The sequence below is a fragment of the Hyphomonas sp. genome, from assembly GCF_013823385.1.
Taxonomy (GTDB): domain Bacteria; phylum Pseudomonadota; class Alphaproteobacteria; order Caulobacterales; family Hyphomonadaceae; genus Hyphomonas.
Map to the genome: position 1 here is coordinate 1 of NZ_PNMA01000032.1, position 22,801 is coordinate 22,801.

General features: G+C 64.5%; 24 protein-coding genes and 1 tRNA gene. 9 read left to right on the forward strand and 16 right to left on the reverse strand.

From position 1 onward, the window contains the following. Window positions 1-427: 427 nt before the first annotated feature. The gene (locus C0456_RS15950) at window positions 428-1,411 is read right to left on the reverse strand and encodes an alpha/beta hydrolase (RefSeq protein WP_291054124.1); all 984 of its coding nucleotides are present in this window, start codon (window positions 1,409-1,411) and stop codon (window positions 428-430) included. 180 nt (window positions 1,412-1,591) lie between these two features. On the opposite strand from C0456_RS15950, the gene C0456_RS15955 reads away from it, so the two are divergent. After that, the gene (locus tag C0456_RS15955) at window positions 1,592-2,380 is read left to right on the forward strand and encodes an enoyl-CoA hydratase-related protein (protein ID WP_291054126.1); all 789 of its coding nucleotides are present in this window, start codon (window positions 1,592-1,594) and stop codon (window positions 2,378-2,380) included. A gap of 6 nt (window positions 2,381-2,386) precedes the next feature. Here C0456_RS15955 and C0456_RS15960 read toward each other — a convergent pair whose 3' ends face one another. Then, window positions 2,387-2,755, reverse strand: a complete 369-nt coding sequence (locus C0456_RS15960) for a VOC family protein (protein ID WP_291054128.1) — start codon at window positions 2,753-2,755, stop codon at window positions 2,387-2,389. 122 nt (window positions 2,756-2,877) lie between these two features. Here C0456_RS15960 and C0456_RS15965 point away from each other — a divergent pair, with 122 nt between their 5' ends. The 4 genes from C0456_RS15965 (at window position 2,878) to C0456_RS15980 (ending at window position 5,589) form a co-directional block, all read left to right on the forward strand. Next, on the forward strand, window positions 2,878-3,855 hold the full coding sequence (locus tag C0456_RS15965; RefSeq protein ID WP_291054130.1) for a quinone oxidoreductase: 978 nt from the start codon (window positions 2,878-2,880) through the stop codon (window positions 3,853-3,855). Continuing rightward, window positions 3,855-4,433: a hypothetical protein gene (locus C0456_RS15970; protein WP_291054132.1), complete on the forward strand. Its 579-nt coding sequence runs from the start codon at window positions 3,855-3,857 to the stop codon at window positions 4,431-4,433. Before C0456_RS15965 ends, C0456_RS15970 begins: the two co-directional genes overlap by 1 nt. A 93-nt stretch (window positions 4,434-4,526) precedes the next feature. Then, window positions 4,527-5,009, forward strand: a complete 483-nt coding sequence (locus tag C0456_RS15975; RefSeq protein ID WP_291054133.1) for a TspO/MBR family protein — start codon at window positions 4,527-4,529, stop codon at window positions 5,007-5,009. Window positions 5,010-5,112: 103 nt separating this feature from the next. After that, a complete protein-coding gene (locus C0456_RS15980) occupies window positions 5,113-5,589 on the forward strand; it encodes a hypothetical protein (protein WP_291054135.1) in 477 nt (158 codons plus the stop codon). 171 nt (window positions 5,590-5,760) lie between these two features. Here the strand turns inward: C0456_RS15980 and C0456_RS15985 are convergent, their stop codons facing one another. From C0456_RS15985 to C0456_RS16000, 4 genes are all read right to left on the reverse strand, one after another. Next, window positions 5,761-6,162 (reverse strand): hypothetical protein, encoded by a 402-nt coding sequence (locus tag C0456_RS15985; protein WP_291054137.1) that lies wholly within the window; start codon window positions 6,160-6,162, stop codon window positions 5,761-5,763. A 220-nt stretch (window positions 6,163-6,382) separates the two neighbouring features. Further along, window positions 6,383-7,219 carry a hypothetical protein gene (locus C0456_RS15990; protein WP_291054139.1) on the reverse strand — a complete coding sequence of 279 codons (837 nt, stop codon included), beginning with the start codon at window positions 7,217-7,219 and terminating at the stop codon, window positions 6,383-6,385. A gap of 4 nt (window positions 7,220-7,223) precedes the next feature. Then, window positions 7,224-8,093: a M23 family metallopeptidase gene (locus C0456_RS15995; RefSeq protein ID WP_291054141.1), complete on the reverse strand. Its 870-nt coding sequence runs from the start codon at window positions 8,091-8,093 to the stop codon at window positions 7,224-7,226. A gap of 68 nt (window positions 8,094-8,161) precedes the next feature. Further along, window positions 8,162-8,371 carry a DUF2093 domain-containing protein gene (locus C0456_RS16000; RefSeq protein ID WP_291054143.1) on the reverse strand — a complete coding sequence of 70 codons (210 nt, stop codon included), beginning with the start codon at window positions 8,369-8,371 and terminating at the stop codon, window positions 8,162-8,164. Window positions 8,372-8,526: 155 nt separating this feature from the next. Between C0456_RS16000 and recA the strand changes: the two genes are divergently transcribed. The 3 genes from recA (at window position 8,527) to C0456_RS16015 (ending at window position 12,998) form a co-directional block, all read left to right on the forward strand. Next, a complete protein-coding gene (gene recA / locus C0456_RS16005; RefSeq protein WP_291054144.1) occupies window positions 8,527-9,621 on the forward strand; it encodes a recombinase RecA in 1,095 nt (364 codons plus the stop codon). Window positions 9,622-9,798: 177 nt separating this feature from the next. Then, window positions 9,799-12,444: an alanine--tRNA ligase gene (alaS, locus tag C0456_RS16010; protein WP_291054146.1), complete on the forward strand. Its 2,646-nt coding sequence runs from the start codon at window positions 9,799-9,801 to the stop codon at window positions 12,442-12,444. Between the two features lie 110 nt (window positions 12,445-12,554). After that, a complete protein-coding gene (locus C0456_RS16015; RefSeq protein WP_291054148.1) occupies window positions 12,555-12,998 on the forward strand; it encodes an Rrf2 family transcriptional regulator in 444 nt (147 codons plus the stop codon). 47 nt (window positions 12,999-13,045) lie between these two features. Here the strand turns inward: C0456_RS16015 and C0456_RS16020 are convergent. From C0456_RS16020 to C0456_RS16035, 4 genes are all read right to left on the reverse strand, one after another. Further along, window positions 13,046-13,122 (reverse strand) — tRNA-Pro (locus tag C0456_RS16020). Between the two features lie 126 nt (window positions 13,123-13,248). Beyond that, entirely contained in the window at window positions 13,249-13,614 is a 366-nt protein-coding gene (locus C0456_RS16025; protein WP_291054150.1) for a hypothetical protein, read from the reverse strand. Between the two features lie 27 nt (window positions 13,615-13,641). Next, window positions 13,642-14,472 (reverse strand): universal stress protein, encoded by an 831-nt coding sequence (locus C0456_RS16030; protein WP_291054152.1) that lies wholly within the window; start codon window positions 14,470-14,472, stop codon window positions 13,642-13,644. Window positions 14,473-14,558: 86 nt separating this feature from the next. Then, complete coding sequence (locus C0456_RS16035) at window positions 14,559-15,614, reverse strand: Glu/Leu/Phe/Val dehydrogenase (RefSeq protein ID WP_291054154.1); 1,056 nt, start codon at window positions 15,612-15,614, stop codon at window positions 14,559-14,561. Window positions 15,615-15,763: 149 nt separating this feature from the next. Here C0456_RS16035 and C0456_RS16040 point away from each other — a divergent pair, with 149 nt between their 5' ends. Further along, complete coding sequence (locus C0456_RS16040; RefSeq protein ID WP_291054156.1) at window positions 15,764-17,218, forward strand: TrkH family potassium uptake protein; 1,455 nt, start codon at window positions 15,764-15,766, stop codon at window positions 17,216-17,218. Here C0456_RS16040 and C0456_RS16045 read toward each other — a convergent pair. From C0456_RS16045 to C0456_RS16070, 6 genes are all read right to left on the reverse strand, one after another. Then, window positions 17,215-18,039, reverse strand: coding sequence for a sulfite exporter TauE/SafE family protein (locus C0456_RS16045; RefSeq protein ID WP_291054158.1), 825 nt, complete (start codon window positions 18,037-18,039; stop codon window positions 17,215-17,217). The two genes, C0456_RS16040 and C0456_RS16045, sit on opposite strands and share 4 nt — an antisense overlap. 76 nt (window positions 18,040-18,115) lie before the next feature. Next, the gene (locus C0456_RS16050; RefSeq protein ID WP_035598134.1) at window positions 18,116-18,352 is read right to left on the reverse strand and encodes a hypothetical protein; all 237 of its coding nucleotides are present in this window, start codon (window positions 18,350-18,352) and stop codon (window positions 18,116-18,118) included. A 176-nt stretch (window positions 18,353-18,528) separates the two neighbouring features. Next, window positions 18,529-18,945, reverse strand: a complete 417-nt coding sequence (locus tag C0456_RS16055; protein WP_291054160.1) for a DUF1489 domain-containing protein — start codon at window positions 18,943-18,945, stop codon at window positions 18,529-18,531. Window positions 18,946-19,172: 227 nt separating this feature from the next. Then, a complete protein-coding gene (locus C0456_RS16060) occupies window positions 19,173-19,880 on the reverse strand; it encodes a hypothetical protein (protein WP_291054162.1) in 708 nt (235 codons plus the stop codon). 165 nt (window positions 19,881-20,045) lie between these two features. Continuing rightward, on the reverse strand, window positions 20,046-21,305 hold the full coding sequence (locus C0456_RS16065) for an amidohydrolase family protein (protein WP_291054164.1): 1,260 nt from the start codon (window positions 21,303-21,305) through the stop codon (window positions 20,046-20,048). After that, a complete protein-coding gene (locus tag C0456_RS16070) occupies window positions 21,302-22,705 on the reverse strand; it encodes an amidohydrolase (protein ID WP_291054166.1) in 1,404 nt (467 codons plus the stop codon). The genes C0456_RS16065 and C0456_RS16070 overlap by 4 nt, the downstream gene beginning before the upstream one ends. Window positions 22,706-22,801 lie beyond the last annotated feature (96 nt).

Sequence of the window (22,801 nt, forward strand, 5' to 3'; positions counted from 1 at the left end):
CGCCCTGCTGGCGGCCACCTGCGCCGAAGAAGACACCCCGCCGGCGCCTGTTCCGGCGTTTGCCATTCTGCTGCCAGCCATGCCGCAAACGCAATCGGGGCAGGCCGCAGCCCACCCCGACACGTCTTAAGCTCATTTTCCGCCCCCGGATCACCGGGGATCAGCACTTTTGCCGGGCAGCCCGAGGGTTGCGCCGGCTAAAGGTGTTGGAGAAAGCCAAACCTCTCCTTTCCATCGTCACACTCGATGCGCGCTAGCGCATCTGAGTGCCCATCTCCCACCTTCTCCTCATGCTCAAGCGGATAGATCGGGAGATGGGCGCTCAGATGAACCCCGCTTGCGCGGTGTCCATCGAGCGTGACGAACGGAAAGGAAAGGGCGCTTGAAACGGCTGCTCAGATCGGCTCGTAAGGGAACACGCTGGCCGTTACACCACGCGGCCTTTCAGAGACTTCAGCCACGGCACAAGCGCCGCATTCACCTCGGCTGGCCGCTCCTGCTGGGTCCAGTGGCCGCAGCCGGGCAGCACTTCGGCCACCTCCAGATGGGGCACAAAGCTCCGCATCCGGCCAATCGGATCCTCGATCATGCCAAAGCCGGAATAGGCCGGGTCCTTGTCCCCGGCGATGAACAGGGCGGGCTGCCCGATCTTCCGGTCCTTGTAGGCCTGCAGGAATTCCCAGTCGCGCGTATGGTTGCGGTAGCGCGACAGCGGGCCGAAAAAGCCCGAGCCTTCAAACTCGCGCGTGTAATAATCAAGATCTGCCTCGCTCATCCAGGCGCCGATGGTTTCGGGCGGATGAAGCCCGTCCATCAGCGGGAAGTCCGACGGCTGGTCCACCGGAAAATCCCCGCGCTTCGCCTGCCCGGAAATTGCGTGGTAAAAGCCCTTGAGGAACCGGCGCGGCTCGGCCTCGAAGGCTGCTTCGGCCCGGCCCGGCTCACGGAAATAGGACTGGTAGAAGAATTTGTTCCGGTCATCCCAAACCTGCTTGATGACGAGATCGAACGAGACCTGCGGCACGCCGAAATAGGGCACGGACATCGCCGCCACCGCCGCGATCCGGTCTGGATGGATCAGGGACGTGTTCCACACCTGCGGCGCGCCCCAGTCATGGCCGATCAGAATGAAGGGCGCATCCGGCGACAGCGCCTTGCCGACGCCGAGAATGTCCCCGATCAGCGCTTCCATCCGGTAATCGGGCACAGTGCCGGGCTTTGACGAGCCGCCATAGCCGCGCACATCCATTGCCGCCGCCGTGAAGCCGGCCTCGGCAACCGGCCCGATCTGATGGCGCCAGGAATACCAGCTCTCGGGAAAGCCATGCACCAACAGCGCCAGCGGGCCAGCGCCTTCGACGGCCACACGGATCTGTGCCTCGCCTGCATCAATCATCCGGAATTCCGGCATGGCATATCCTCCCAATCTCTCCCCGCAAAGCTGCGACAGGGCAGGGCCGCTGGCAAGCAGGGCCGCCGCGTAAAGCGGGCGCGGGCGGCCAGGAGTTTACGCCGGGGCGGGGATTGCGCCCGGGCCCCGCCAGACGCAAGCTTTCCCCAAAACAAGAATAACACCCTGGGAGGAACAGATATGACAGCGCATCATATCAAGCTTGCGAAAGAGGATGATGGCATTGCCATCCTGACCATTGACCGGCCGGAAAAGCGCGGCGCCATGACCTTTGCGATGCTCTATGCCTTCATCGAGAAGGTGCGGGAAGTCTCCGCCGATGACGCCATCCGTGTCCTGATCGTGACAGGCTCGGGCGGCAGCTTCTGCGCCGGAACGGATCTGGCCGACCTCTCCACCAAGCCGGGCGAAACGCGCGGCGTGCGCGGCGAGGCGCATGAGGGGGATGTCTGGTGGCCGCTCGTTTCCTGCCCCAAACCGGTGATCGGGGCGATTGACGGCAACGCCGTCGGCATGGGCGCGGAATTCTCCAGCCAGTGCGATGTGCGCATCATCACGCCGCGCACGCGCTTTGCCTGGAACTTCGCCCATCGCGGCCTCGTGCCCGATACCGGCGCGGGCAGCTGGCTGCTGCCCCGCATCATCGGGCCAAGCCGCGCGTTGCGCCTGCTCTATTCCGGCGCTTTCCTCGAAGCCGAAGAAGCCCTCGCCATCGGCTATGCCAATGCCATCGCCGAGCCCGAGACCCTGCTGGACGCCGCCCGCGCCGAGGCGCGGCGGTATCTGGCCTCCTCGCCCTTCTCCATCCGCCGGATGAAGGAGCTGGTATGGAAGGGTCTTGAGCGCGATGTGGCCGATCACATGCAGGCGCATGTCACGGCGCTGTCAGCCTGTTTCAAATCCGCCGATCACAAGGAAGGGGTTGCCTCCTTCCTTGAGAAACGCCCGGCCAGGTTCACAGGCAAATAGCGCGCGTCAGCCCATCACGAAGGCGTTGAGCTTGTTGCCGTCGAGATCGCGGAAATAGCCGGCATAGAAGGTGTCGCCGCGCGGGCCGGGCGGGCCTTCGCAGGTGCCGCCCTGGCTGAGGGCAATGGCGTGCAGCCGGTCGACCTGCGCCTTGTCCCTGGCCTGAAGGGCCACCATCACGCCATTGCCGACGCTCATCTTGTTGCCGTCATGGGGATAGCAGATGCCGATGCCCGCCGGGCCATCGGGCGTGCCCCAGGCAATGAAGGTCTCGGTGGAGAACATGCGGGGCGTGCCAAGCTCCTCCGCAATTGCATCATAGAATTTTGCGGCCCGGTCGAGATCCGTTGTTCCGAGTGTCACATAGCCGATCATGTTTGCCTCCTTCAGCCATGAGTCGAACATAACAAGAACAAACTGCCCTGTCGAGCGGCAGGATCGAAAATTGACGTTGGGGGGCATATGCGCTTCATAGCGGACGCAAGAGGAGATACCCCATGACGCAGACCGCCCCCTATGCCATCCGTATACAGAAAACAGGCGGGCCGGAGGTGCTCGAGGTTCAGGCGATGGAGCCGCGCGCGCCCGGCGCGGGTGAAGCGCTGGTGCGCCAGACCGCCGTGGGCCTCAATTTCATCGACACCTATCACCGCTCCGGCCTCTATCCGCTGAAGCTGCCGGTGACGCTTGGCTCTGAGGCGGCCGGTGTGGTCGAGGCGGTGGGCGAGGGCGTGACCGGTGTGAAGCCCGGCGACCGCGTGGCCTATCTCGCCGGCGGCACCTATGCGACCCACTATACCGGCCCGGCCGCGAGCCTCGTCAAACTGCCCGATTTCGTCAGCGATGAAGAAGGCGCCGCCATCATGCTGAAGGGGCTGACGGCCTGGATGCTGCTATTTGAAATCCGCCCGGTAAAGCCTGAGGATACAGTGCTGATCTGGGCGCCCGTCGGCGGGGTCGGCTCGATCCTCACGCCCTGGGCGGCGCATCTCGGCGCCCGCGTGATCGGTGTCACCTCAAGCGAGGAGAAGGCGGCCAAGGCAAAGGCGCTCGGCGCTTCGGAAGTCGTGGTCGGCTATGACAGGGTTGCCGCGAAAGTCCGTGAGCTGAATGGTGGCAAGGGCGTCGACATTGCCTTCGACAGCGTCGGCAGGATTTCGGCGGAGGCCTCGCTCGGCAGCCTGAAGCCGCGCGGCTGGTTCATCACCTATGGCAACGCGTCGGGCCCGGTCGATCCGATCCCGCCCGCCCGCCTTGCCCAAGGGGGCAGCCTCGTGATGACGCGCCCCGGCGTGTTCAACTTCATCCAGGCGCCCGGCGCGCTGGCGCGCGGGGCAGGCCTCGTCTTCGATGCGCTGAAGGCGGGCGTGTTCAAGGCTGATATCGGCCAGCGTTTTGCCCTGAAAGATGCTGCCGAGGCGCACAAAGCGCTCGAAAGCGGCAAGACAACCGGCGCGACCATTCTGACCCCGTGATGCGCACGCCGATCGCGCATGCGCTGTCTCTTGCCTTGCACCCGGCGATCCTGATGCCGGGGGCGGCCGGTCTCGCTGCCGTCCTTGGCGGCGCGCCCGCGAAGACGACACATGCCATCCTGCTGGCCACAGCCGGCGCGGCGGCGGCGGTGTTCCTCTTCGCGATCGTCCAGGTGCGGCGCGGCAAATGGGCCGATGCCGATGCCTCTGTTCCGGAAGAACGCCGCCAGCTGAATGTCTTCCTGGGGGTGCTGCTCGCGGCCGGCGCGGCCCTCGCCGGGTTCAGTGCGCAGCCTCAGGCCCTCGCGTTGGGCTTTGGGCTGTCAGCCGCGATCATCATTGCCGCGCTTGCTCTGTCACGATGGCTGAAGCTCTCTCTTCATACGGCTTTTGCCGTGTTGGCCGCCGGCCTTTTCTGGCCAGACCTGCGCTATGTCTCGGTTGGGCTCGCCCTTGCGGGCCTTGCGGCCTGGTCGCGGCTGCATCTGAGGCGGCACACTCCCAGCGAAGTTTTGGCCGGGGGCGCGGCGGGCGCGCTGGCGGCGATCACGTTTCAGGCAGCCTTTGCCGCGCTCTAGCCTCGCGCAAAATTCGTTTGGTCCCGCATATTTTCTGGCGCCTCGCAGCGATCATTCCCATATCCCCTTAATAATTGCGGAGCCCGGCCGGCCATGGACCTTTCAGCCCTCATCGCCCTCGGCGTATTCATTGCCCTGAATTTCCTTGCTGCCTCCAGCGGGGCCTTCTTCCGGCCCGGCGATTGGTATGAGCAGCTTGCCAAGCCCGGCTGGACACCGCCCAACTGGGCCTTTCCGGTCGTCTGGTCGGTTCTGTTTCTGATGAATGCGGTTTCGGGGTGGCTCGTCTGGCAGGCGGCCGGCACAGGGGCGGGGCTTTCACTTGGTGTCTATGCAGCCAGCCTGGTGGTCAATGCCAGCTGGTCGGCGGTCTTCTTTGGCCTGCGCCGTATGGATATGGGCCTCGGAGTGGTTGTCCTGCTCTGGGTGTCGATCCTCGCCATCGCCTTTCTGTTCTGGCCATACAGCCCGGTCGCGGCGGCGCTCCAGCTGCCCTATCTCCTCTGGGTCACGATCGCGACGGCGCTGAACTTCACCGTGCTGCGCATGAACCCGGCCGAAGCCCGCTCGGCCTGATCGCCTGCAGGATCAACGGCGGGGTCCCGGCCCTGACGGCGTCCACCATTCCGCCGCAATCGGCGCGCAGCATTGCTGCGTGAACGGAGGAGGATGCGGGTTCATGAGGGTGGGAGTGACAGGGCTGGCTTTGCTGATTGTCGCAGCGTGCGCGTATGGCGGCCCCGCGCCGCAGACGGTTGGCGAAATTCATCAGGCCAATGACTGGCAGTATGGGGAGGGTGAGCAGCTGCAGGCGGTGCTGGCGCGTGAATTCGCGCGCATTGCGTCCAGGGCGGGCCGCGCCGCCACGCTGGGCCAGTTGCAGGCGGCGGGATATGAATGCAGCTATGGCGAAGGTCATGAAGACTATCCCGAGCCGGCCGCGGTCTGTGCCTACAGCTTTGCCACCCGGGCCTGCCAGATGGACTGGGAACTGAGCCTGACCAGCGATCCGGCGCGCCCTGACAGCGTGGACTGGACAGATGCCGTCTTCCGCCGCGACTGCGTGGGGACAGCGGATGACTGGCCGGGGCCGGTCAATTCCGAAATCGACAGCCAACTTCGGACAGGCCCCGCCAAGTCGTGGAACTCCGATTGACCAGCCGTGTCGCAAGTCTTCAGGCCAAACAGCCTGATGGTCATCGGCTTTGGCTCCTGCAATCGTAGCGCGGGCAAGTATTAAGCCAAGCGCCACGTTCAATCAGCTCTACACGACGGTGAGCTCTAAAAGCCAATTGTCCTCAAGTTCACTCAACAAAAGCGAAGCTGCTCAATTGCATTCGTTCGAGACCGTGCAGCCTGCCACAACAACTGCAACCCCTTTGATCGCCGCTAAAGTTATGAAATTTGCATTCGCATCTGTCATGGAACTCGAAATGACATATCCATTCGAGTTGAGATCGGCCTTACCCTTCACCCAATAATACGCTCCATCGGTCCCGTAAAATGAAAGGACGCCTTCGCCATAATACCCGTCCGAAAAAGATTCGCAGACTGTCATCTGGAATTGCTTTGAGCTTTTGAAAGTCACAATCGGCGTTGAATCAGTATCGAGTTTCGATTGTATGGCATCCCTGACCCAGCTTGCTCCTTGTCGAGAGCATTCAGCCGATACCGGCGCTGCAATAGCGACGGAAACAGTCAAAATGAAAACCCACTTACCAACTTGCATTGCCCCACCCTCCAATCTGTAGGGGAACAATATCATTAACAGGGATGAATGTCAGCTCGCCATTCCTGGAACAAGCAATACAAAATCATGACTTCCACAGGCCGCGCAGAATTCCGATGATCGGGCCCATGCCGGGTTGCGCCGATGACGCCCCCAGCGCCGGGAGCCGGCATGCGTGTTCCCGCGGGCCTTCCCCACAGGGACGTTTGTTCAGCGTGCTCTATGAGGGAGGCGGGCGCACGCGCCGCTGCGCCTCAACCGGAATATCCGCTCCCGGACGGCGCCCGCCGGAAAGCATGCGCCGGGTGATCCGCTCATAATGCTGGATGAAGCGTTCCGTCCAGGCGCGCCGCTCTGCCGGCATCGCCTCGCCCCTGGCCTGCCAGAGGGCCGCCTCCTGTTCCAGCCGCCAGCTGAGTACCGCGTCAAATCCCGGCGCCAGGATGTGGCAGAAACCATCGGCGCTGTCCCAGAGGGCGGCATAGTCCCCAGCGAGCGCCTCTTCCTGAAACCTTCGCCAGACGCCGGAGCTGTCTTCGGCCTCCACCGCATTGAGGGGCGGGGCATCGGCGGCGCCCGCATCCGGCAGCGCGCCCATCATCCAGCCCTCGATCACGATAGCCGCCGGGCGCCCTGAGAAGCGGGGCCAGGTCTCGTGCGCGGCCCGGTCGTCGGCGAGCTTGTCAAAGGCGGGGATCACTGTCTCGGAAGTGTCCGTGGCGGCGCGCAGACGGGCAACTGTTTCGCGCAGCAGGGCCAGATCATGCGTGCCCGGAGGGCCGCGCGTCGCAAGGAGCGGGCTGATGCGGCGGGCAAGCTCTGCCCGCTCGGCCTGTGTCAGGTAGAAGTCGTCAAGGCTTGCCTTTGCAACCGGCTCGGGCAGCATCGAAACAGCCTGGCGCAGAGCGGTTGACTTGCCCGAGCCTTGCGCCCCGGAGAGAAACAGCAGCGGGATGCGTCCGGACGGGGCGGCCTCGACCGCACGGCGGATCCAGGCGGCGACAAGCGGCGCGATTTCGCTAGGCGGCTCGCTGGCAGGAGGGGTGGCGCCAGCCATGGCGTCAGTCTTTGACGGGCAGGTCGAGCAGAAGCGCCGGATCGATATAATAGTCCCCGCCCCGGTTCTCCGTATCCGGATTACGCCACTTGACCGCCCAGTGAAGATGCGGGCCCGTGCTGCGGCCGGTGTTTCCCGTCTTGGCAATCAGGTCGCCGCGCTTGACTTCGTCGCCGGCAGCGACGTCCACGGCCGAGAGGTGCATGAACACCGAGAGCAGGCCGTGACCATGATCGAGGAAAATGGTGCCGCCTTCATAATAGAGGTCAGGGTCTGCCAGCGTCACGATCCCGTCGGCCGGCGCGATGACCGGAGTGCCCACCGGGGCAGCAAGGTCAAAGCCCTGATGCACCGACATCGACTCGCATGGCTTGCCGCTGGTCTTGGAGACGCCGACATATTTCCGCGTGGGACCAAAGGGAGAAGACGGCGGCGCATCCGCCGGCAGGATGAACCCGTCCAGCGCGCCCCGGCCGGTATTGAGGCTGGCAAAGCCCGCCTCTTTCTTGGTCCAGCTGTCGGCGGCATGCGCCTTCTGGGCCGGCGTGCGCGCATCGATCTTGTCGCAGTCAAAGCCGGGCACGACGCGCAGTTCATCCTCGCGCGGGGCGATGGCGAGGGGGATGCTGACCCCGCCGCGGCGCACATCGATTTCGGCGGGCATCGTGCGCGGCAGGCCATATTGCGCCGTTCCCGTTTCGCCCGCGATCAGCTTCGTTTCGCCGAACTCGACAAGGCTGCCCGGCTCGGCCGGGCAGATGATCAGGCCGCCCTGTTTGAGAATGCCGAAACAGGTGGCCGTTTCTTCAGGGGGGATGGCCGCTTCGGTTTCCGGCGGCGCCAGGACAGGCGGCTCTGACGGGGTTGCCGCCACGGAGCATCCCGCAAGCAGGAGTAGCGCAGCAATCAGCGGTGTGGAAAAGCAGCCCGCAGCGGCCCGCATCAGCGTTTGGGTGCCAGCCTCTGGGAGGCCGCTTCGGCATCCCAGTAGGCTTCCTGCAGATCGACGCTCCAATAGCGCAGGGCGCCGAGGGGGATTTTGCGGCCAGTGACCGCGCATGTGACGTAACTTCCGGCAGATACCTGCTCGAAGTCGTTGTCGCCAAAGATCAGGCGCGCCTCGCCGCCATCGGAACCGGGTCGTGTAAGCATGAGCGCATCTTGCCTGAAAAAGGGGGGCAAGGAAAGTCAGGTTGTTCACAAGTTTCTACTTTGTTCTCCAGAACAAACATGGTACATCCGCGATTGAGATGGCAATCGGGGGCCTTGCCAAACGCGCCCTCATGGTAGACCTAAGGAGACGACTCGTGACCAAACCCGCTCTCACTCTCGTGGATAAGGAATCCGGCGTGGATAAGCAGAAGGCCCTTGAAACTGCGCTCAGCAATATTGAGCGGTCCTTTGGCAAGGGCTCGGTCATGCGCCTTGGCGACAAGAAAGCCCTTGATATCGAGGCGGTTTCGACCGGCTCGCTCGGGCTCGATATTGCCCTCGGCATCGGCGGCCTGCCCAAGGGCCGTATCATTGAGATTTTCGGCCCGGAAAGCTCGGGCAAAACGACGCTGTCGCTGCACTGCGTGGCGGAAGCCCAGAAGAATGGCGGCGTCTGCGCCTTCATCGACGCTGAGCACGCCCTCGATCCGGTCTATGCGTCCAAGCTGGGCGTGGACCTGGACGATCTTCTGGTGTCGCAGCCTGATACGGGCGAGCAGGCGCTGGAGATTGCCGATACGCTGGTGCGGTCTGGCGCGGTGGACCTTCTGGTCATCGACTCGGTGGCGGCCCTGACGCCGCGCGCCGAAATTGAAGGCGAGATGGGCGACCAGCTGCCGGGCCTGCAGGCCCGCCTGATGAGCCAGGCGCTGCGCAAGCTCACCGGCTCGATCTCCAAATCGAAATGCATGGTCATCTTCATCAACCAGATCCGGATGAAGATCGGCGTCATGTTCGGCAACCCGGAAACGACCACGGGCGGTAACGCCTTGAAATTCTATGCTTCCGTGCGCCTCGACATCCGCCGTATCGGCCAGATCAAGGACCGCGAGGAAGTCATCGGCAACCAGACGCGCGTCAAGGTCGTCAAGAACAAGGTGGCGCCGCCCTTCCGGCAGGTCGAGTTCGACATCATTTACGGGGAAGGCATCTCCAAGACGGGCGAGCTCATTGATCTCGGCGTCAAGGCGAATGTCGTGGAAAAATCCGGCTCCTGGTTCTCTTATAACGGGGAGCGTATTGGCCAGGGCCGCGAAAAGGCACGGCAATTCCTCAAGGATAACCCGGCGATGGCCAACGAGATCGAAGATGCCGTCCGCCGGAATGCAGGGCTTCTGGCCGAGGAACTCCTCTCGGCCGGCATGGCAGCCGAGGATGGCGATGAAGGCGACGAAGCCGCCGAAGGCTGACATGACAGGCTTCCGGTCCTCTATCTGATCTCCTGACCGGAAGATTCCCCCCTTTGCGGTACGCCGAGCTTGGCGGGCCGCAAAGGGGCCTTTATATCGCCGGTGTAATCAAGTGCCGGTTTCCTGTCTGATTCCGGCATATCCTTTTGTTGAACCGGTAAGGGCCAGAAACGACACATGAACGGCGTCAATGATATCCGGGAAACTTTCCTCGGCTTTTTCGAGAAGAACGGGCATGCCCGGCGCCCGTCGGCGCCGCTGGTGCCGCAGAACGATCCCACGCTCCTGTTCGTGAATGCGGGCATGGTGCCCTTCAAGAACATCTTCACGGGCGCCGAGAAGCCGTTCGCCCCGCGCGCCACGACCTCGCAGAAATGCGTCCGCGCCGGCGGCAAGCATAATGACCTCGACAATGTCGGCTATACCGCCCGCCACCACACCTTCTTTGAAATGCTGGGGAACTTCTCCTTCGGCGATTATTTCAAGGATGACGCCATCGCCCTCGCCTGGGAGCTGGTGACGAAGGAATACGGGCTGGATGCGAGGCGCCTGCTGGTCACCGTCTATGCCGAAGATGATGAGGCCGCGGCCATCTGGAAGAAAGTGGCAGGGTTTGACGATTCCAGGATCATCCGCATCGCCACCAGCGACAATTTCTGGTCGATGGGCGATACCGGCCCCTGCGGGCCCTGTTCGGAAATCTTTTTCGATCATGGCGACAAGGTCTGGGGTGGCCCGCCCGGCAGCGCCGAGCAGGATGGCGACCGGTTCATCGAGATATGGAACCTCGTCTTCATGCAGTTCGAGCAGCATGAGGGCGGCGCGCGCACCAACCTGCCCAAGCCCTCCATCGATACCGGCATGGGGCTGGAGCGGGTGGCCGCTGTGCTGCAGGGCGTTCACAACAATTATGACATCGACCTCTTCAGGGCGCTGATTGCGGCCGAGGAAGAAGTCTATGGCCAGAAGGCCGCTGGCGACCAGACCGCCTCTTTCCGCGTCATCGCCGACCATCTGCGTACCTCCGCCTTCCTCGTCGCCGATGGCGTGCTGCCCTCGAATGAAGGCCGCGGCTATGTGCTGCGCCGGATCATGCGCCGCGCCATGCGCCATGGCCACATGCTCGGCGCGCGCGAGCCGCTGATGCACAGGCTGGTGCCGGCCCTGATCGCTGAAATGGGCAAGGCCTATCCCGAGCTTGGCCGCGCCAAGGTCGCCATTGAAGCGGCGATTGAACAGGAAGAGGCCCGCTTCCAGCGCACGCTGGGCAATGGTCTCAGCCTGCTGGACAAGGCCGTTTCCGAGCTTGCGCCCGGCGCCGCGCTGCCCGGCGATGTGGCTTTCCGCCTGTCGGACACTTACGGCTTCCCGCTCGATCTGACGCAGGACATCCTGCGCGGCCGCGGCCTTGAGGTCGATGTGGCCGGCTTCGAAACGGCGCTCGACGCCCAGCGCGAGACCAGCCGCGCGGGCGGATTCTCCTCAGGCGATCAGGCGACGGACGAAATCTGGTTCTCGGTGCGCGACGGCAAGGGCGCCACGAAGTTCACCGGCTATGCCGGCACGTCCGGCGAGGGCAAGCTCGTGGCCATCGCCACCGGCGGCGCGCTGACCGAGACACTGGCCGCAGGCCCGGCCGAACTCGTGTTCGATACGACGCCCTTCTATGCCGAATCCGGCGGGCAGGCGGGCGATCATGGCGAAATCGTTTTCGATGGCGGCGCCCGTTTCATCGTGCGCGACGTTCAGAAACGCGCCGGCGACCTGCATGTGCATATCGGTGAGCTGGTGTCGGGCTCGGTCAAGACGGGCGCCAAGGCGCAGATGACCGTCAATGCCGCGCGCCGCAAGGCGATCATGGCCAACCATTCGGCCACCCACCTGATGCATGCCGCGCTGCGCCGTGTGCTGGGCGAGCATGTCACGCAGAAGGGCTCGCTGGTGGAGGCAGACCGTTTCCGGTTTGACTTTTCGCATGGCGCGCCGGTCACACCGGCCCAGCTGGAGGCGATCGAGGATCAGGTCAACGCCCAGATCCGCGCCAATATCGAAACCGGCATCAAGGTGACGACGCCCGAAAAGGCGATCGAGGCAGGCGCGCTGGCCCTCTTCGGTGAGAAGTATGGTGATGAAGTCCGTGTGCTGTCGATGGGCGAGCCCGGCGAGGGTGACCGGCCCTATTCGGTGGAGCTGTGCGGCGGCACGCACGTGTCCCGCTCCGGCGATATTGCCGTCTTCACGATCATTTCCGAAAGCGGTGTGTCGGCCGGTATCCGGCGGATCGAGGCAACAACGGGCGCCGAGGCGCTGGCCTATCTGAAAGGCCGCGCGCAGATTGCCGCAGACATTGCCGAGAGCCTCAAAGTTCCGCTCAAGGATCTTCCGCGCCGCGTCGCTTCGCTCACTGAAGAGCGCCGCACGCTCGAGCGTGAGCTCAGCGATGCCAAGCGCAAGCTCGCCATGGGCGGTGGCGGCGGCGCGCCCGCCGGGCCCGAAGTCATCAATGGCGTGAACCTGATCGCCCGCGTCGCCGAAGGCGTTGGCGGCAAGGAGCTGCGCGCGCTGGTGGATGAAGCCAAATCCAAGATCGGCTCGGGCGTTGTGGTGTTTGTCGGTACCGATGGCGGCAAGGCCGGCGTCGCGATCGGGGTCACCAAAGACCTGACGGACAAATTCTCCGCCGTCGAGCTGGTGAAGTCGGCCGCTGCGGCCATCGGTGGCCAGGGCGGTGGCGGGCGCCCGGATATGGCGCAGGCCGGCGGCCCGGATGCCGACAAGGCCAATGACGCGCTCGAGGCTGTTCGCGCCGCGCTGAAGGGCTGATCCTTCGCGCCGCACGGCAGATATCAAATCAGGAGCGGCAGGGAGAGTTTCCCTGCCGCTCTTTTTGTGCCTCTCTTCAACCCGGGCAAAAACGTAATAAGGTAAGTTGCATGAAGAGAGACAGCCGCCTTTCCTCCGTGCTCCATGCCCTGCTGCACATGGCCGGGCAGGATCGCCCGATGACGTCGGACGAGCTTGCGGCCTGTATGCGGACCAACCCGGTCGTCGTGCGCCGCACGATGGGGCTGCTGCGGCAGGCAGGCCTTGTCAGCTCCGAGCGCGGACATTCGGGCGGCTGGCGGATCAAGGCAGACCTTGCCGCCGTCACGCTCCGCCAGCTGCATGAGGCCCTGGGCGAGCCCACCGTCTTCGCCATCGGCAACCGGCATGAGACGCCCGACTGCCTGGTCGAGCAATCGGTCAATGCCGTGCTGGACGAAGCCTTTGCGCAGGCCGAGGCGCTGCTGCTGGAGCGGTTTGCGTCGGTAACGCTTGCCGATCTCTCGGCCGAGTTCACGCGGCGTTTCAAGGAGATCAAAGCGCCGGAGCGGTGAGACGTTCCGGTATGGAAACCGCGGCCGGGACCCGCAGCAGGGGTCGATGGTCGGAGTGAGAGGATTCGAACCTCCGGCCCCTAGCTCCCGAAGCTAGTGCTCTACCAGGCTGAGCTACACTCCGCCGTCCATCGCCGGGCGGCCCTTGGGCTGCCCGAAGCCCGCGTGTTTACGCCGGGCCGGGGATTTTTCAAGGGGCAAAAGCGGTAGATTGGCCGCATTCGCCGCCAACCTGCCCCCGCGCGCCGATTCAGGCGTCTGCGATGTCGATGACCTTGTAAGTCAGGGGAGTTTCGCCGTGAAATTCGACGGTCACATACTCGCCTTCACGGAAAATATGGTCGCCGAGGCGGTGAACGGGCTCGTCCTCGCCCTCCTCTTCCTCGTCATAGCGGAAGAACCAGCGATTGCCCCGGTGCGTCAGCCAGCCATCGGCGCGTTCGGCCGGGTCAGGATGCAGACGGTAGACGCGGGCCTCTTTGCGGTTTTCCCGCCAGGCGTCCACATCCAGGCGCCCTTCGGCGGTCAGCGGGGCGATGATCGTATAGCCCTGACCGGGCGTGGCATCGACGCCGGGATTGAGGGCAAGTTGCAGCGATATGCGCTTGAGCGACATGGGGGTCTCCTGAAATTGAAAGGAAAATCAGCGGGCGAGGGCGAGCGCCGGGGCCTCTTCGGCGGAAAGCAGCCGCCGGCTCGTGCCACCGAACAGCCGTTCGCCAATGCGCGAATGGCCATAGGCACCCGCCACGATCAGGGTTGCCCCACTGCCCTTGGCCAGCGCCAGCAGGGCAGCGGAGACCTCGCCTTCGATGGGGGAAATGCTGGTCTTGATGCCTTTGCGCTTCAGCCAGTCTTCCAGCGAGCCGGGCTCGATACCCGGCCGGGCGCCGTCACGTTCGGCATCCTTGCGGTTCTGCGCGATGATCACTTCGCCGGCAGCCTTCAGCAGCGGCGTATGGAACCGCAGCGCGCGGGCCGCGCCGTTCGAGCCGTCCCAGCCGACGATGACGGGGCCGGGGGTATAGGGAGCGGTGCCGGCCAGAACCAGCGGCAGGCGCGCGTCCATCATCACATAGTCAAACGCGATGGAAAGCGGCTCGCCGCTGCGGGCGGCGCTGCGGGGAAAGACGATGGCGTCGGCAAGGGTAGCGGCGCTGGCGGCAGCGGCCTCGGCATTGGCGACCTGGTGAAGGAACACGCAGTCGACGCCCGGCGCAGAGCCAACGCCTTGGCGGAAGGCCGCTTCGGCCTTTTCCAGCATCTCTTTCTGCAGCTCGATGATGTTGGTGGCCGCCGCCGCCGTCAGGCCGGTCGATTCTGGCGTGGTGACGAGCATCACGGCAGCTTGCGGATCAGGCAGCGCGCAGAGCCCCGTCAGCGTGGTGCCAATGCGTTTGGCCATAGCCAGAGCAGACTGGGTGGTCTCGACATCCGTTTCCGGCGTGCCCTGAAGCATTGCGACGACTGACATGGGTTCTCTCCTGCTCTGCCTGCATCTCCTGCAAGAGATGCTAGCATGAACGTAGCAGCAGAGGCATTGTTCCTGAGTAAGGAACTCTACTTAGGCGCTCCGGTTTTCGCCTCGGCGATACGCTTGCGGGCAATCCGGTCGGCCACGGCGTTCGCCGGCTGATCGGTGGAGAGGGCTTCATCGAGCACCTGCCCAAGCGTTTCGATCAGGCGCGTGAGCTTCCCGTCGACCCATTCGCGCGAATAATTGCCGGAGATTTCGGCCGCCACATTGATGATGCCGCCGCCATTGATCACGTAGTCGGGGGCGTAGAGGATGCCCTTGCGGCGCAGGAACTCGCCCATTTCCGGCACGATCAGCTGGTTGTTGGCTGCCCCGGCGACGCCTTTGACGCGCAGGCGGCCGAGGGTCTTCTCATTGATCACCGCGCCCAGCGCGCAGGGGGAAAAGATGTCGGCGTCCACATCATAGATGTCGTCCGGGGGCACGATGGTCGCGCCGGTCACGGCCGAGACGGCTTTCAGGGCCTCTTCGTCGATGTCGGAAATGACGAGCTTGGCGCCCTCCTTGGCCAGGTGGTTGCAGACATGCCCGCCAACCGAGCCAACCCCCTGCACCGCGATGATGCGGCCGGAGAGATCGTCTGATCCGTAAAGGCGTTTGGCGACCTCCTTGATGCCGAGATAGACCCCCATGGCGGTGATCGGCGAGGGATCGCCGCTGGCGGCGGCGCCCTCATCCAGCCCGGCCACATAGCGGGTTTCCCTGGCAACGAGGGCCATGTCAGAGGTGTCGATGCCGACATCTTCAGCCGTGTAGTACGATCCGTTCAGGCTTTCGACCGCCCGGCCGAAGGCCCGGAACAGGGCTTCGGACTTGTCCTGGCGCGGGTCGCCCCAGATCACCGCCTTGCCGCCGCCGAGGGGAAGATCCGCCATGGCATTCTTGAAGCTCATGCCCTGGGAGAGGCGCAGCGCGTCCGTCAGCATGGCGTCGCCGCTGGCATATTTCCACATGCGGCAGCCCCCGGCCGCCGGGCCCAGAGCGGTGGAATGGACGGCGATGATGCATTTCAGCCCGCTGCCGGCATCGTGAAAAGCATGAACGCCCTCATGGGCGTCGAATGAGGGGTGATCGAACATGACGGGCCAGATTGGTTGCAACTGAAACAGGTTGCCAGCGCTCTAGCCGGGCGGGCGCCGTTAGGTCAACTGGTGGGCCCAGCCCTGCAGCTCACGACCCGTCCCATATTGACACCTTTTCAGGGAATGAGGCGTAAGGTGCCCGCCGAATGCAGCTGCGCCCGGTCCTCCTCGCTCTCGGCATCATGACCGTCCTCCTTGCAGGGGCGATGGTTCCGTGCGCGCTGCTTGACCTCGCCGACCAGAATCAGGACGCACATGTCTTCTGGCTTTCCTCCTTTGCGTCGGGCCTGGTGGGCGCGCTGCTCTGGGTGCTGGCGCGCGGCGGGGACACGCGCATCGGCCAGCGGGAGACCTTCCTGCTGACCGTGGCGGTCTGGGTGCTGGTGCCAGCCGTCGCTGCCGTGCCGTTTGTGGTCTCCGGCATTTCCGTTACCGACGCGATCTTCGAGGCCGTATCGGGCCTGACGACCACGGGCGCGACGGTGCTCTCCGGTCTCGACGACATGCCGCGCGGCCTGCTGCTCTGGCGCGGCATCCTGCAATGGATCGGCGGTATCGGCATCGTCGTCACGGCCGTGGCTATCCTGCCCCAGCTGCGGGTCGGCGGGATGCAGCTTTTCCAGATCGAAAGCTCCGACATCACCGGCAAGTTCCTGCCAAGGATCACCGACATCGCAGCCTATATGGGCCTCACCTATCTGATCATTTCCTGCGCCTGCGCCTTTTCCTATGGGCTCGCCGGCATGAACTGGTTCGATGCCACCGTGCATGCCATGTCGACGGTCTCGGCGGGGGGCTTTGCCAATTATGACGCCTCCTTCGGCCACGAAACCCTTCGCCCGGCGATGGGGCCTGCCATTGTCTTCATGGCGCTCGCCGGACTGCCGTTTTCGCTGTTGACGATGCTGGTGCTGCAGGGACGCATCCGGCCGATGCTGCGCGATCCCCAGCCCCGGCTCTATTTTGCGCTTTTGCTGACCTTCAGCGCCATCATTGTCATCTGGCATGAGGCGGTGGTGGAGCCGCCGGTCTTCGACCATATGTTCCACGGCATCACGGAAACCACGTTCAACATAGTCTCCGTCATGACCGGCACAGGCTATGCCTCGACCGCCTATGACACCTGGGGACAGCCCGCCGTCATCGTCTTCCTGCTGGCGACGTTTATGGGCGGCTGCGCGGGGTCTGCCTCCTGCGGCATGAAGATGTTCCGGCTTGAGATTACGGCCAAGGCGCTGGTGGCCTGGTCGCAGCGGATGGTGCAGCCCCACCGGCGCACGCCGGTGCGCTATGCCGGCAAGCCGGTTGATGAAGAGACGCTGCAGTCGGTGATGGTCTTCATGTTCCTCTACCTCACCACCTTCATGGTGGCTGCCGCGCTCCTGTCCTTTACGGGGCTGGATGCGCTGAGCGCGATTTCGGCCTCGGCCACGATGGTGTCGAATGTCGGGCCGGGGCTTGGGCCGGTGGTGGGGCCTTCGTCCAACTTTGCCAGCGTTACAGACTTCGCCAAATGGGTCTGCTCGGCGGCGATGCTGCTGGGCCGGCTGGAATTTGTGGCGGTGTTCGTGGTGCTGACCGGCCGTTTCTGGCGCGGCTAGAGACCAGCAGCCTGCCAAAGCATCCGGGCTGAAACCACGGCCAGAAGAATACCGAACAGGCGGCGCAGCCGGTCTGCGTTGAGCTTGTGGGCAAGGGCGGCGCCCACCGGCGCCATCAGCACGGTGAACACCGAGATCAGCGCAAAGGCGGGCAGGTTGACGAAGCCTGCCGAGAAGGGCGGCAGCCCGTCCCGTCCCCAGCCGACGATGATGGCGGCCATCGCGCCGGGTAGGCCAATGGCGACGCCCCAGCCGGCGGCGGTGGCCACGGCCCGGTGCATCGGCATGGCGCACAGCGTCATCAGCGTGACGCCCAGCGTGCCTCCACCGATGCCCATGATGGATGAGAGCGCGCCATTGACCGATCCGATGACCGCGCGGACGATGCCTTTCGGCATCTCGGGCGCCAGCTTCCAGTTCGGGCGGCCGAAATAGAACTGGGCGGCAAAGAGGATCAGGATCGTGCCGAAGATGCCCAGCATCACCTGTTTGGAGAAATATCCCGCCAGCAGCATGCCGATGACGGCGCCCAGCACGATCCAGGGAGACCAGCTGCGGATGATGTCCCAGTCGACCGCGCCGCGCTTGTTGTGCGCGGCCACGCTGCGCAGCGAGGTGAGGATGATGGTGGCGAGCGATGTGGAGACGGCCACATGCATCGCCGTTTCCTCATAGCCCATGTTGGACAACAGGAAGAACAGCGTTGGTACGATCACCACACCGCCGCCAATGCCGAAAAGGCCCGCGACGAGACCGGCAAACAGGCCGGCGGCGGCAAGCGCCAGCAGCATGGTCCCGTAGGTGCTGAGAAAATCCATCATCTTCCAGCCCTTAGCCGGGGCAGCCCCGGCTGTCGATTGAGCTTATCTTGCGCGGCGTTGAAGCGGCGAGGCGGCTTCAATGATGGTGGTGGTGATGGGCTTCGGTGTTGAGGCGGCCGCATTTGCCGCACTGGATGACGACGCCGTGGACATCGCGGTGGGCGACATTGATCATCAGCTTGGTCTTGCAGGCGCCGCAGCGATGGGTCTCGTCGCCGCCGCCTTCGCGCACCGGCTTGCCGGCGGTATGCTCTAGGATCTCGGCACCTTCGGCCTGTTGCGGGGTGAGGAGGATCATGTCGAACTGGGGCATGGCAGAGCCTTTCTGGAGCCGGAAAACCGTATCCCTCTCCTCTCTACCAGCAGCGCAGCATTTTCAATGCCTCAGCCCGGTCAGCTGCAGGCATCTTCCGGTCAGCGCGTGGACAAATCCGGACACTTCCGGACAAATCCGGACAGGGCCGGGACACCCCCCGGACAGGCAGGGCCCTACCAGACACCGGCATTCTTCAGGGCCGCGTCGAGGTCTGCCGGAAGGTCCACCGCCTCGGCGCCGGACTTCAGATCACGCGGGGCCTCTTCCGGTTTCAGATAGCGCCAGCCCTGGAAGGGGCGTTTGGGCTGGGCATAGGTGCGCACCAGTTCGGGATCGAAGACGAGTTCGCACATGTCCTTGCCCTCCTCATCCTTGACCGTGCGGATGTCGATGATGCGCTGGCGCACGCGGATGGCGCGCTTGATGACCCAGTAGATGGAGCCGCCCTTCAGCATCTCTTCGGCCCGCTTGGGGAACATGCGTGTGTGATGGACCGGGGCGGGCAGCTTCTTCATGAGCCGGGCCTGCCAGGCTTCCAGATCGTCGATGTCATCAGCGCCGACGCAGAGTTTGACCATGTGAATCGTCATGGCGGGTATCGTAGGGCGCGGCGGGGCAAGTGCAAAGCGGTGGATGCTGTGGGATGTGAGGCGTGTCCTGCGGCCTGGAGCAGCCCCACCCCAGCCCTCCCCACATCCGTGGGGAGGGGGCAGGTTTCGCCATCCTGATAGCTTTCCTCTCCTCACAGAGCGACAGGCCCCCTCCCCATGACTATGGGGAGGGTTGGGGTGGGGCCGGTCTCAGGTGAGATGCGGGATCAGAGACCCGCGCGGGTGTTGGCCAGATAGGTCTGCTCGGCTTCGGGGCTGGCGAAGAAGAACTGCACGTCGGTGACGTTGGCTTCGTAGCGGCGGGTGATGCGCTTGAAGGCGGCGCGGGCTTCCAGGTCGATGCTGAAGCCGGACACATAGGAGAAGCCCCAGCGCGGCTCGGTGCTGAGGATGTAGGACTGGTTGTAGCGGGTGAGCTTGCCGCCGGAGGGGCCGCTGACGGCCTTGGGCAGCGTATAGTCGATCTGCAGGAAGCGCTCGCCGACCGGATCGAGCAGCGCAATGGCCTGCAGGCGTTCGGCGGCCCAGCGATCGAACTCGTTGTCATTATAGTTGGGATGGTGGCGGAAGCCGACGCGCCAGGCATGGCCGGTGGTTTCCACCTGCACGGTCTGGCCAAGGCAGGCGCGCAGATCGTCCGGGAAGAGACGGCCATCGGGGGCCGGCTCGCTTGCCCAGTTGGCGGCCACCGCATCGAGTTCACTGTCTTGCCCCTGGCGGGAAACAAGCTGCCAGCGCTCGGTTCTGGGCAGGCGCGGATCGAAGGTATAGACATGCCGGGCGGCCTGCGAGCGCAGCTCCACCGTGAAGGCGGCGCGGAAGGTTTCCGGCGCTTCGGTGGCTGCCAGCGCGGCATGCATGGGCCCCGTGCCCGTTGTCATCGTCAGAGACGCAAGAATTACCTGCAGAAGCATACGTCCACCCGTCGCGTTCGGCGCCAACTCATCCGGAGTGATTGCGGCAACATCACGGCAGGGAGCGCCTGCCGCGCGTTTGCGTCAATTGTCAGCATCCGGAAGCGCCAACCTTGCCCGCCGAACATTTACGGGAGTTGAACAGAAGGCAACGAAGGCTCAGTTTTAATGTTTGTAGGCGAGCGGGCGATCGGTGTGATCGAGGCTCAGATAGCGGTCGCGCAGCTTGGTCTGGCGCGATTCCATCGGCTCGCTCACCCCGTCGATGAACACGGCCACCGGCGCGGAGGTGATCTCCAGCGGGTCTCCGTCCCAGGCCACCACATCGGCGCGCGCGCCGGGGGCGAGCACGCCGAGGCCGCTCATGCCGAAGATCTCGGCCGGAACAGTGGTCAGCGCTTTCATCGCCGTATCGAAGGGCAGGCCATTGGCCACGGCATTGCCGGCAATCTGCGCGGCAAGACGCGCCTGATGGCTGGCGTCATCGAGGTTCACGATGGCGACCGGAACGCCGGCCCTGGCAAGCCGGGCGGCATTCTCGCTGGTGGCGGCCAGCTGGGAAAAGCTCGCCGGCAGGTTCGAGAAAGCGTCCATGATCACCGGGATCTTCATCGCGGCCAGCCGGTCTGCCACGCGCCAGCCTTCATCGGCGCCGACAATGGCGATCTTCAGCATCGGGTTTTCCTGCTTGAAGTCCATGATGGCTTCCAGGTCGCTCGTCCGGCGGGCCTCGATCAGGATCAGCTGCTCGCCCTTTACCGCGGGCATGAAAGCCTGCGCGTCCATCCGGGTCAGCACGTTGCCGTCATTATGGGTCATGTAACGGGCGGTGAAGAAGCGCACGTCATCAAACGCGCCGCGCAGCGCTGCCCAGGCCGCAGGCCGGGAGCCGCCCGAGAGCGAGGCGCCGCGCTCGCCCAGCACGATGAAGGCGAAGGCGCGGTCCTTGAAGACCGAGCCGGGCTGCCCGCTGGTGTCCGCCAGGAAGCCCTGACCGGCAAAGAGCTTGGCGCGCGCATCGGGCGCCACGGCAATCCGCGTGAAGCCTTCAAGGCGGGTGACCGCAATCGGCGTGGCGTCGGGGTTGAAGCCATCGGCGGCGCTGAGCGCGGCAGAGAAGGGCGAGCCGCCCGCGCCGGTGTCATTGGCAGACTTCTCGCCAGGCACTTCGGTGATGCCGGTGCGCGAGAAGGCGGAGATGAGGCCGGGCGTGACCCATTCGGCCTTCACCTGCGGCATCCCGGCAGGCGCTGCGCCGGTGCCGACCGAGACGATCTTGCCGTTGTCGATCACGACAACGCCATTGGTGAGCGTGCCCTGGGCCGTGCCGGTCCAGACCTTTTCGCCGAGGATGGCGACGGGCTCAGCGGCAGCGACAGGGGCAAGGCAGAGGGCGACAAGGCCAAGGATCAGGGAACGGATCATTTGCGGTCTCCTTCGCCGGGCTGGCCAAGTTCAAAATCCATCACCGGCTGGATGGCCGGGTCGTTGCGGTCATACATCAGGGCGCCGTCGATATAGACCTGCTCGGCCTGGGCGTAGACGCTGAAGGGGTTGGCCGACCAGACCACGACGTCGGCCATCTTGCCGGGTTCAAGGCTGCCGGTCCTGGCGTCGATGCCGAGGGATTTGGCCGGGTTCAGGGAGAGCCATTGCCAGGCTTCCTCAATCGGAATGTCTATCCCGGCGCGCTTGCCATCCGACCAGGCCTTGGCCGCTTCCTGGTTCAGGCGCTGGATGCCGATGTCGCTGTCGGAATGGACGATGGCGCAGGCGCCGGCATTGTGGACCATCGGGATATTCTCGCGGATGCCGTCATAGGCTTCCATCTTGAAGCCCCACCAGTCTGCCCACATCGAGGAACAGGTCCCGTAGTCCGCCAGCTTGTCGGCGATCTTGTAGGCTTCCACCGCATGGTGGAAGGAGGCGACCTTGTAACCGAACTCCTTGGAGAGATCGAGGATGATGGCCATCTCGTCGGCGCGGTAGCAGTGCATGTGGACGAGGATGTCGCCATTGAGGGCGCCGGCCAGGGTTTCCAGTTCGAGATTGCGGGCGGGCTGCTCGCCTTCCCCGTCCAGGAACTTGTCCCATTTCTTCTTGTAGTCGGCCGCCTCGATCCAGGCGGCGCGGTAGCCGGCAACATTGCCCATGCGCGAATAGGGCGCGCCGCCGGGGAAAGACCCGCGGCCATAGCCATAGACGCGTTTGGGGTTTTCGCCGCAGGCCATTTTCAGCGTGTGGGGCGCGCCGGGGAATTTCATCTCCTGAACGCTCCGTGCCGGGACGTTTTTCAGCACGACGCCGCGCCCGCCGAAGAGGTTGGCACTGCCCGGCAGGATCTGCAGCGAGGTGATGCCGCCTGCCAGCGCGCGGGTGAAGCCGGGGTCCTGGGGCCAGACGGAATGCTCGACCCAGACTTCGGCTGTGACCGGGCCGGAAACCTCATTGCCATCGCCATGCGCGTCCACCCCCGGCGAGGGATAGGCGCCCAGATGGCTGTGATTGTCGATGATGCCGGGGGTGACCCATTTGCCGGCGGCATTGATGGTGACGGCGCCTTCCGTAGCGGCAAGGTCTGTGCCGACGGCCGTGATCTTGCCGCCCTCGATCAGAACGCTGCCGCCGTCGATCCGGCCGCCCTTGCCATCCAGCACGGTGGCGTTGGTGATCAGCGTCGGGGCCGAGGGGTAGGCGGCGTAGGTGGACGGGAAGGGATCGAAGACGCGCGGAACGTCATCCTTCTTCTTGCCGTCGCCCGAGCCTCCGCAGGCGCCAAGGGCCAGGCACACGCCCAGCCCCGCGCTCAAAAGCAGCTTCTTCATCATTGCCCCGCAAGTCAGCTAATCCTTGGCCGGTATCAGGGCAAAGTTTGCTGCAGCTTGCAAGGGGCAGAGGGCAGGTTTGACCTGCGCCGGGGG

Coding starts and splice junctions, on each gene's coding strand:
- C0456_RS15950 (WP_291054124.1), bottom strand. CDS start 1,411: ATGCCGGAATTCCGGATGATTGATGCAGGCGAGGCACAGATCCGTGTG.
- C0456_RS15955 (WP_291054126.1), top strand. CDS start 1,592: ATGACAGCGCATCATATCAAGCTTGCGAAAGAGGATGATGGCATTGCC.
- C0456_RS15960 (WP_291054128.1), bottom strand. CDS start 2,755: ATGATCGGCTATGTGACACTCGGAACAACGGATCTCGACCGGGCCGCA.
- C0456_RS15965 (WP_291054130.1), top strand. CDS start 2,878: ATGACGCAGACCGCCCCCTATGCCATCCGTATACAGAAAACAGGCGGG.
- C0456_RS15970 (WP_291054132.1), top strand. CDS start 3,855: ATGCGCACGCCGATCGCGCATGCGCTGTCTCTTGCCTTGCACCCGGCG.
- C0456_RS15975 (WP_291054133.1), top strand. CDS start 4,527: ATGGACCTTTCAGCCCTCATCGCCCTCGGCGTATTCATTGCCCTGAAT.
- C0456_RS15980 (WP_291054135.1), top strand. CDS start 5,113: ATGAGGGTGGGAGTGACAGGGCTGGCTTTGCTGATTGTCGCAGCGTGC.
- C0456_RS15985 (WP_291054137.1), bottom strand. CDS start 6,162: ATGCAAGTTGGTAAGTGGGTTTTCATTTTGACTGTTTCCGTCGCTATT.
- C0456_RS15990 (WP_291054139.1), bottom strand. CDS start 7,219: ATGGCTGGCGCCACCCCTCCTGCCAGCGAGCCGCCTAGCGAAATCGCG.
- C0456_RS16000 (WP_291054143.1), bottom strand. CDS start 8,371: ATGCTTACACGACCCGGTTCCGATGGCGGCGAGGCGCGCCTGATCTTT.
- alaS (WP_291054146.1), top strand. CDS start 9,799: ATGAACGGCGTCAATGATATCCGGGAAACTTTCCTCGGCTTTTTCGAG.
- C0456_RS16015 (WP_291054148.1), top strand. CDS start 12,555: ATGAAGAGAGACAGCCGCCTTTCCTCCGTGCTCCATGCCCTGCTGCAC.
- C0456_RS16025 (WP_291054150.1), bottom strand. CDS start 13,614: ATGTCGCTCAAGCGCATATCGCTGCAACTTGCCCTCAATCCCGGCGTC.
- C0456_RS16030 (WP_291054152.1), bottom strand. CDS start 14,472: ATGTCAGTCGTCGCAATGCTTCAGGGCACGCCGGAAACGGATGTCGAG.
- C0456_RS16035 (WP_291054154.1), bottom strand. CDS start 15,614: ATGTTCGATCACCCCTCATTCGACGCCCATGAGGGCGTTCATGCTTTT.
- C0456_RS16040 (WP_291054156.1), top strand. CDS start 15,764: ATGCAGCTGCGCCCGGTCCTCCTCGCTCTCGGCATCATGACCGTCCTC.
- C0456_RS16045 (WP_291054158.1), bottom strand. CDS start 18,039: ATGATGGATTTTCTCAGCACCTACGGGACCATGCTGCTGGCGCTTGCC.
- C0456_RS16050 (WP_035598134.1), bottom strand. CDS start 18,352: ATGCCCCAGTTCGACATGATCCTCCTCACCCCGCAACAGGCCGAAGGT.
- C0456_RS16055 (WP_291054160.1), bottom strand. CDS start 18,945: ATGACGATTCACATGGTCAAACTCTGCGTCGGCGCTGATGACATCGAC.
- C0456_RS16060 (WP_291054162.1), bottom strand. CDS start 19,880: ATGCTTCTGCAGGTAATTCTTGCGTCTCTGACGATGACAACGGGCACG.
- C0456_RS16065 (WP_291054164.1), bottom strand. CDS start 21,305: ATGATCCGTTCCCTGATCCTTGGCCTTGTCGCCCTCTGCCTTGCCCCT.
- C0456_RS16070 (WP_291054166.1), bottom strand. CDS start 22,705: ATGAAGAAGCTGCTTTTGAGCGCGGGGCTGGGCGTGTGCCTGGCCCTT.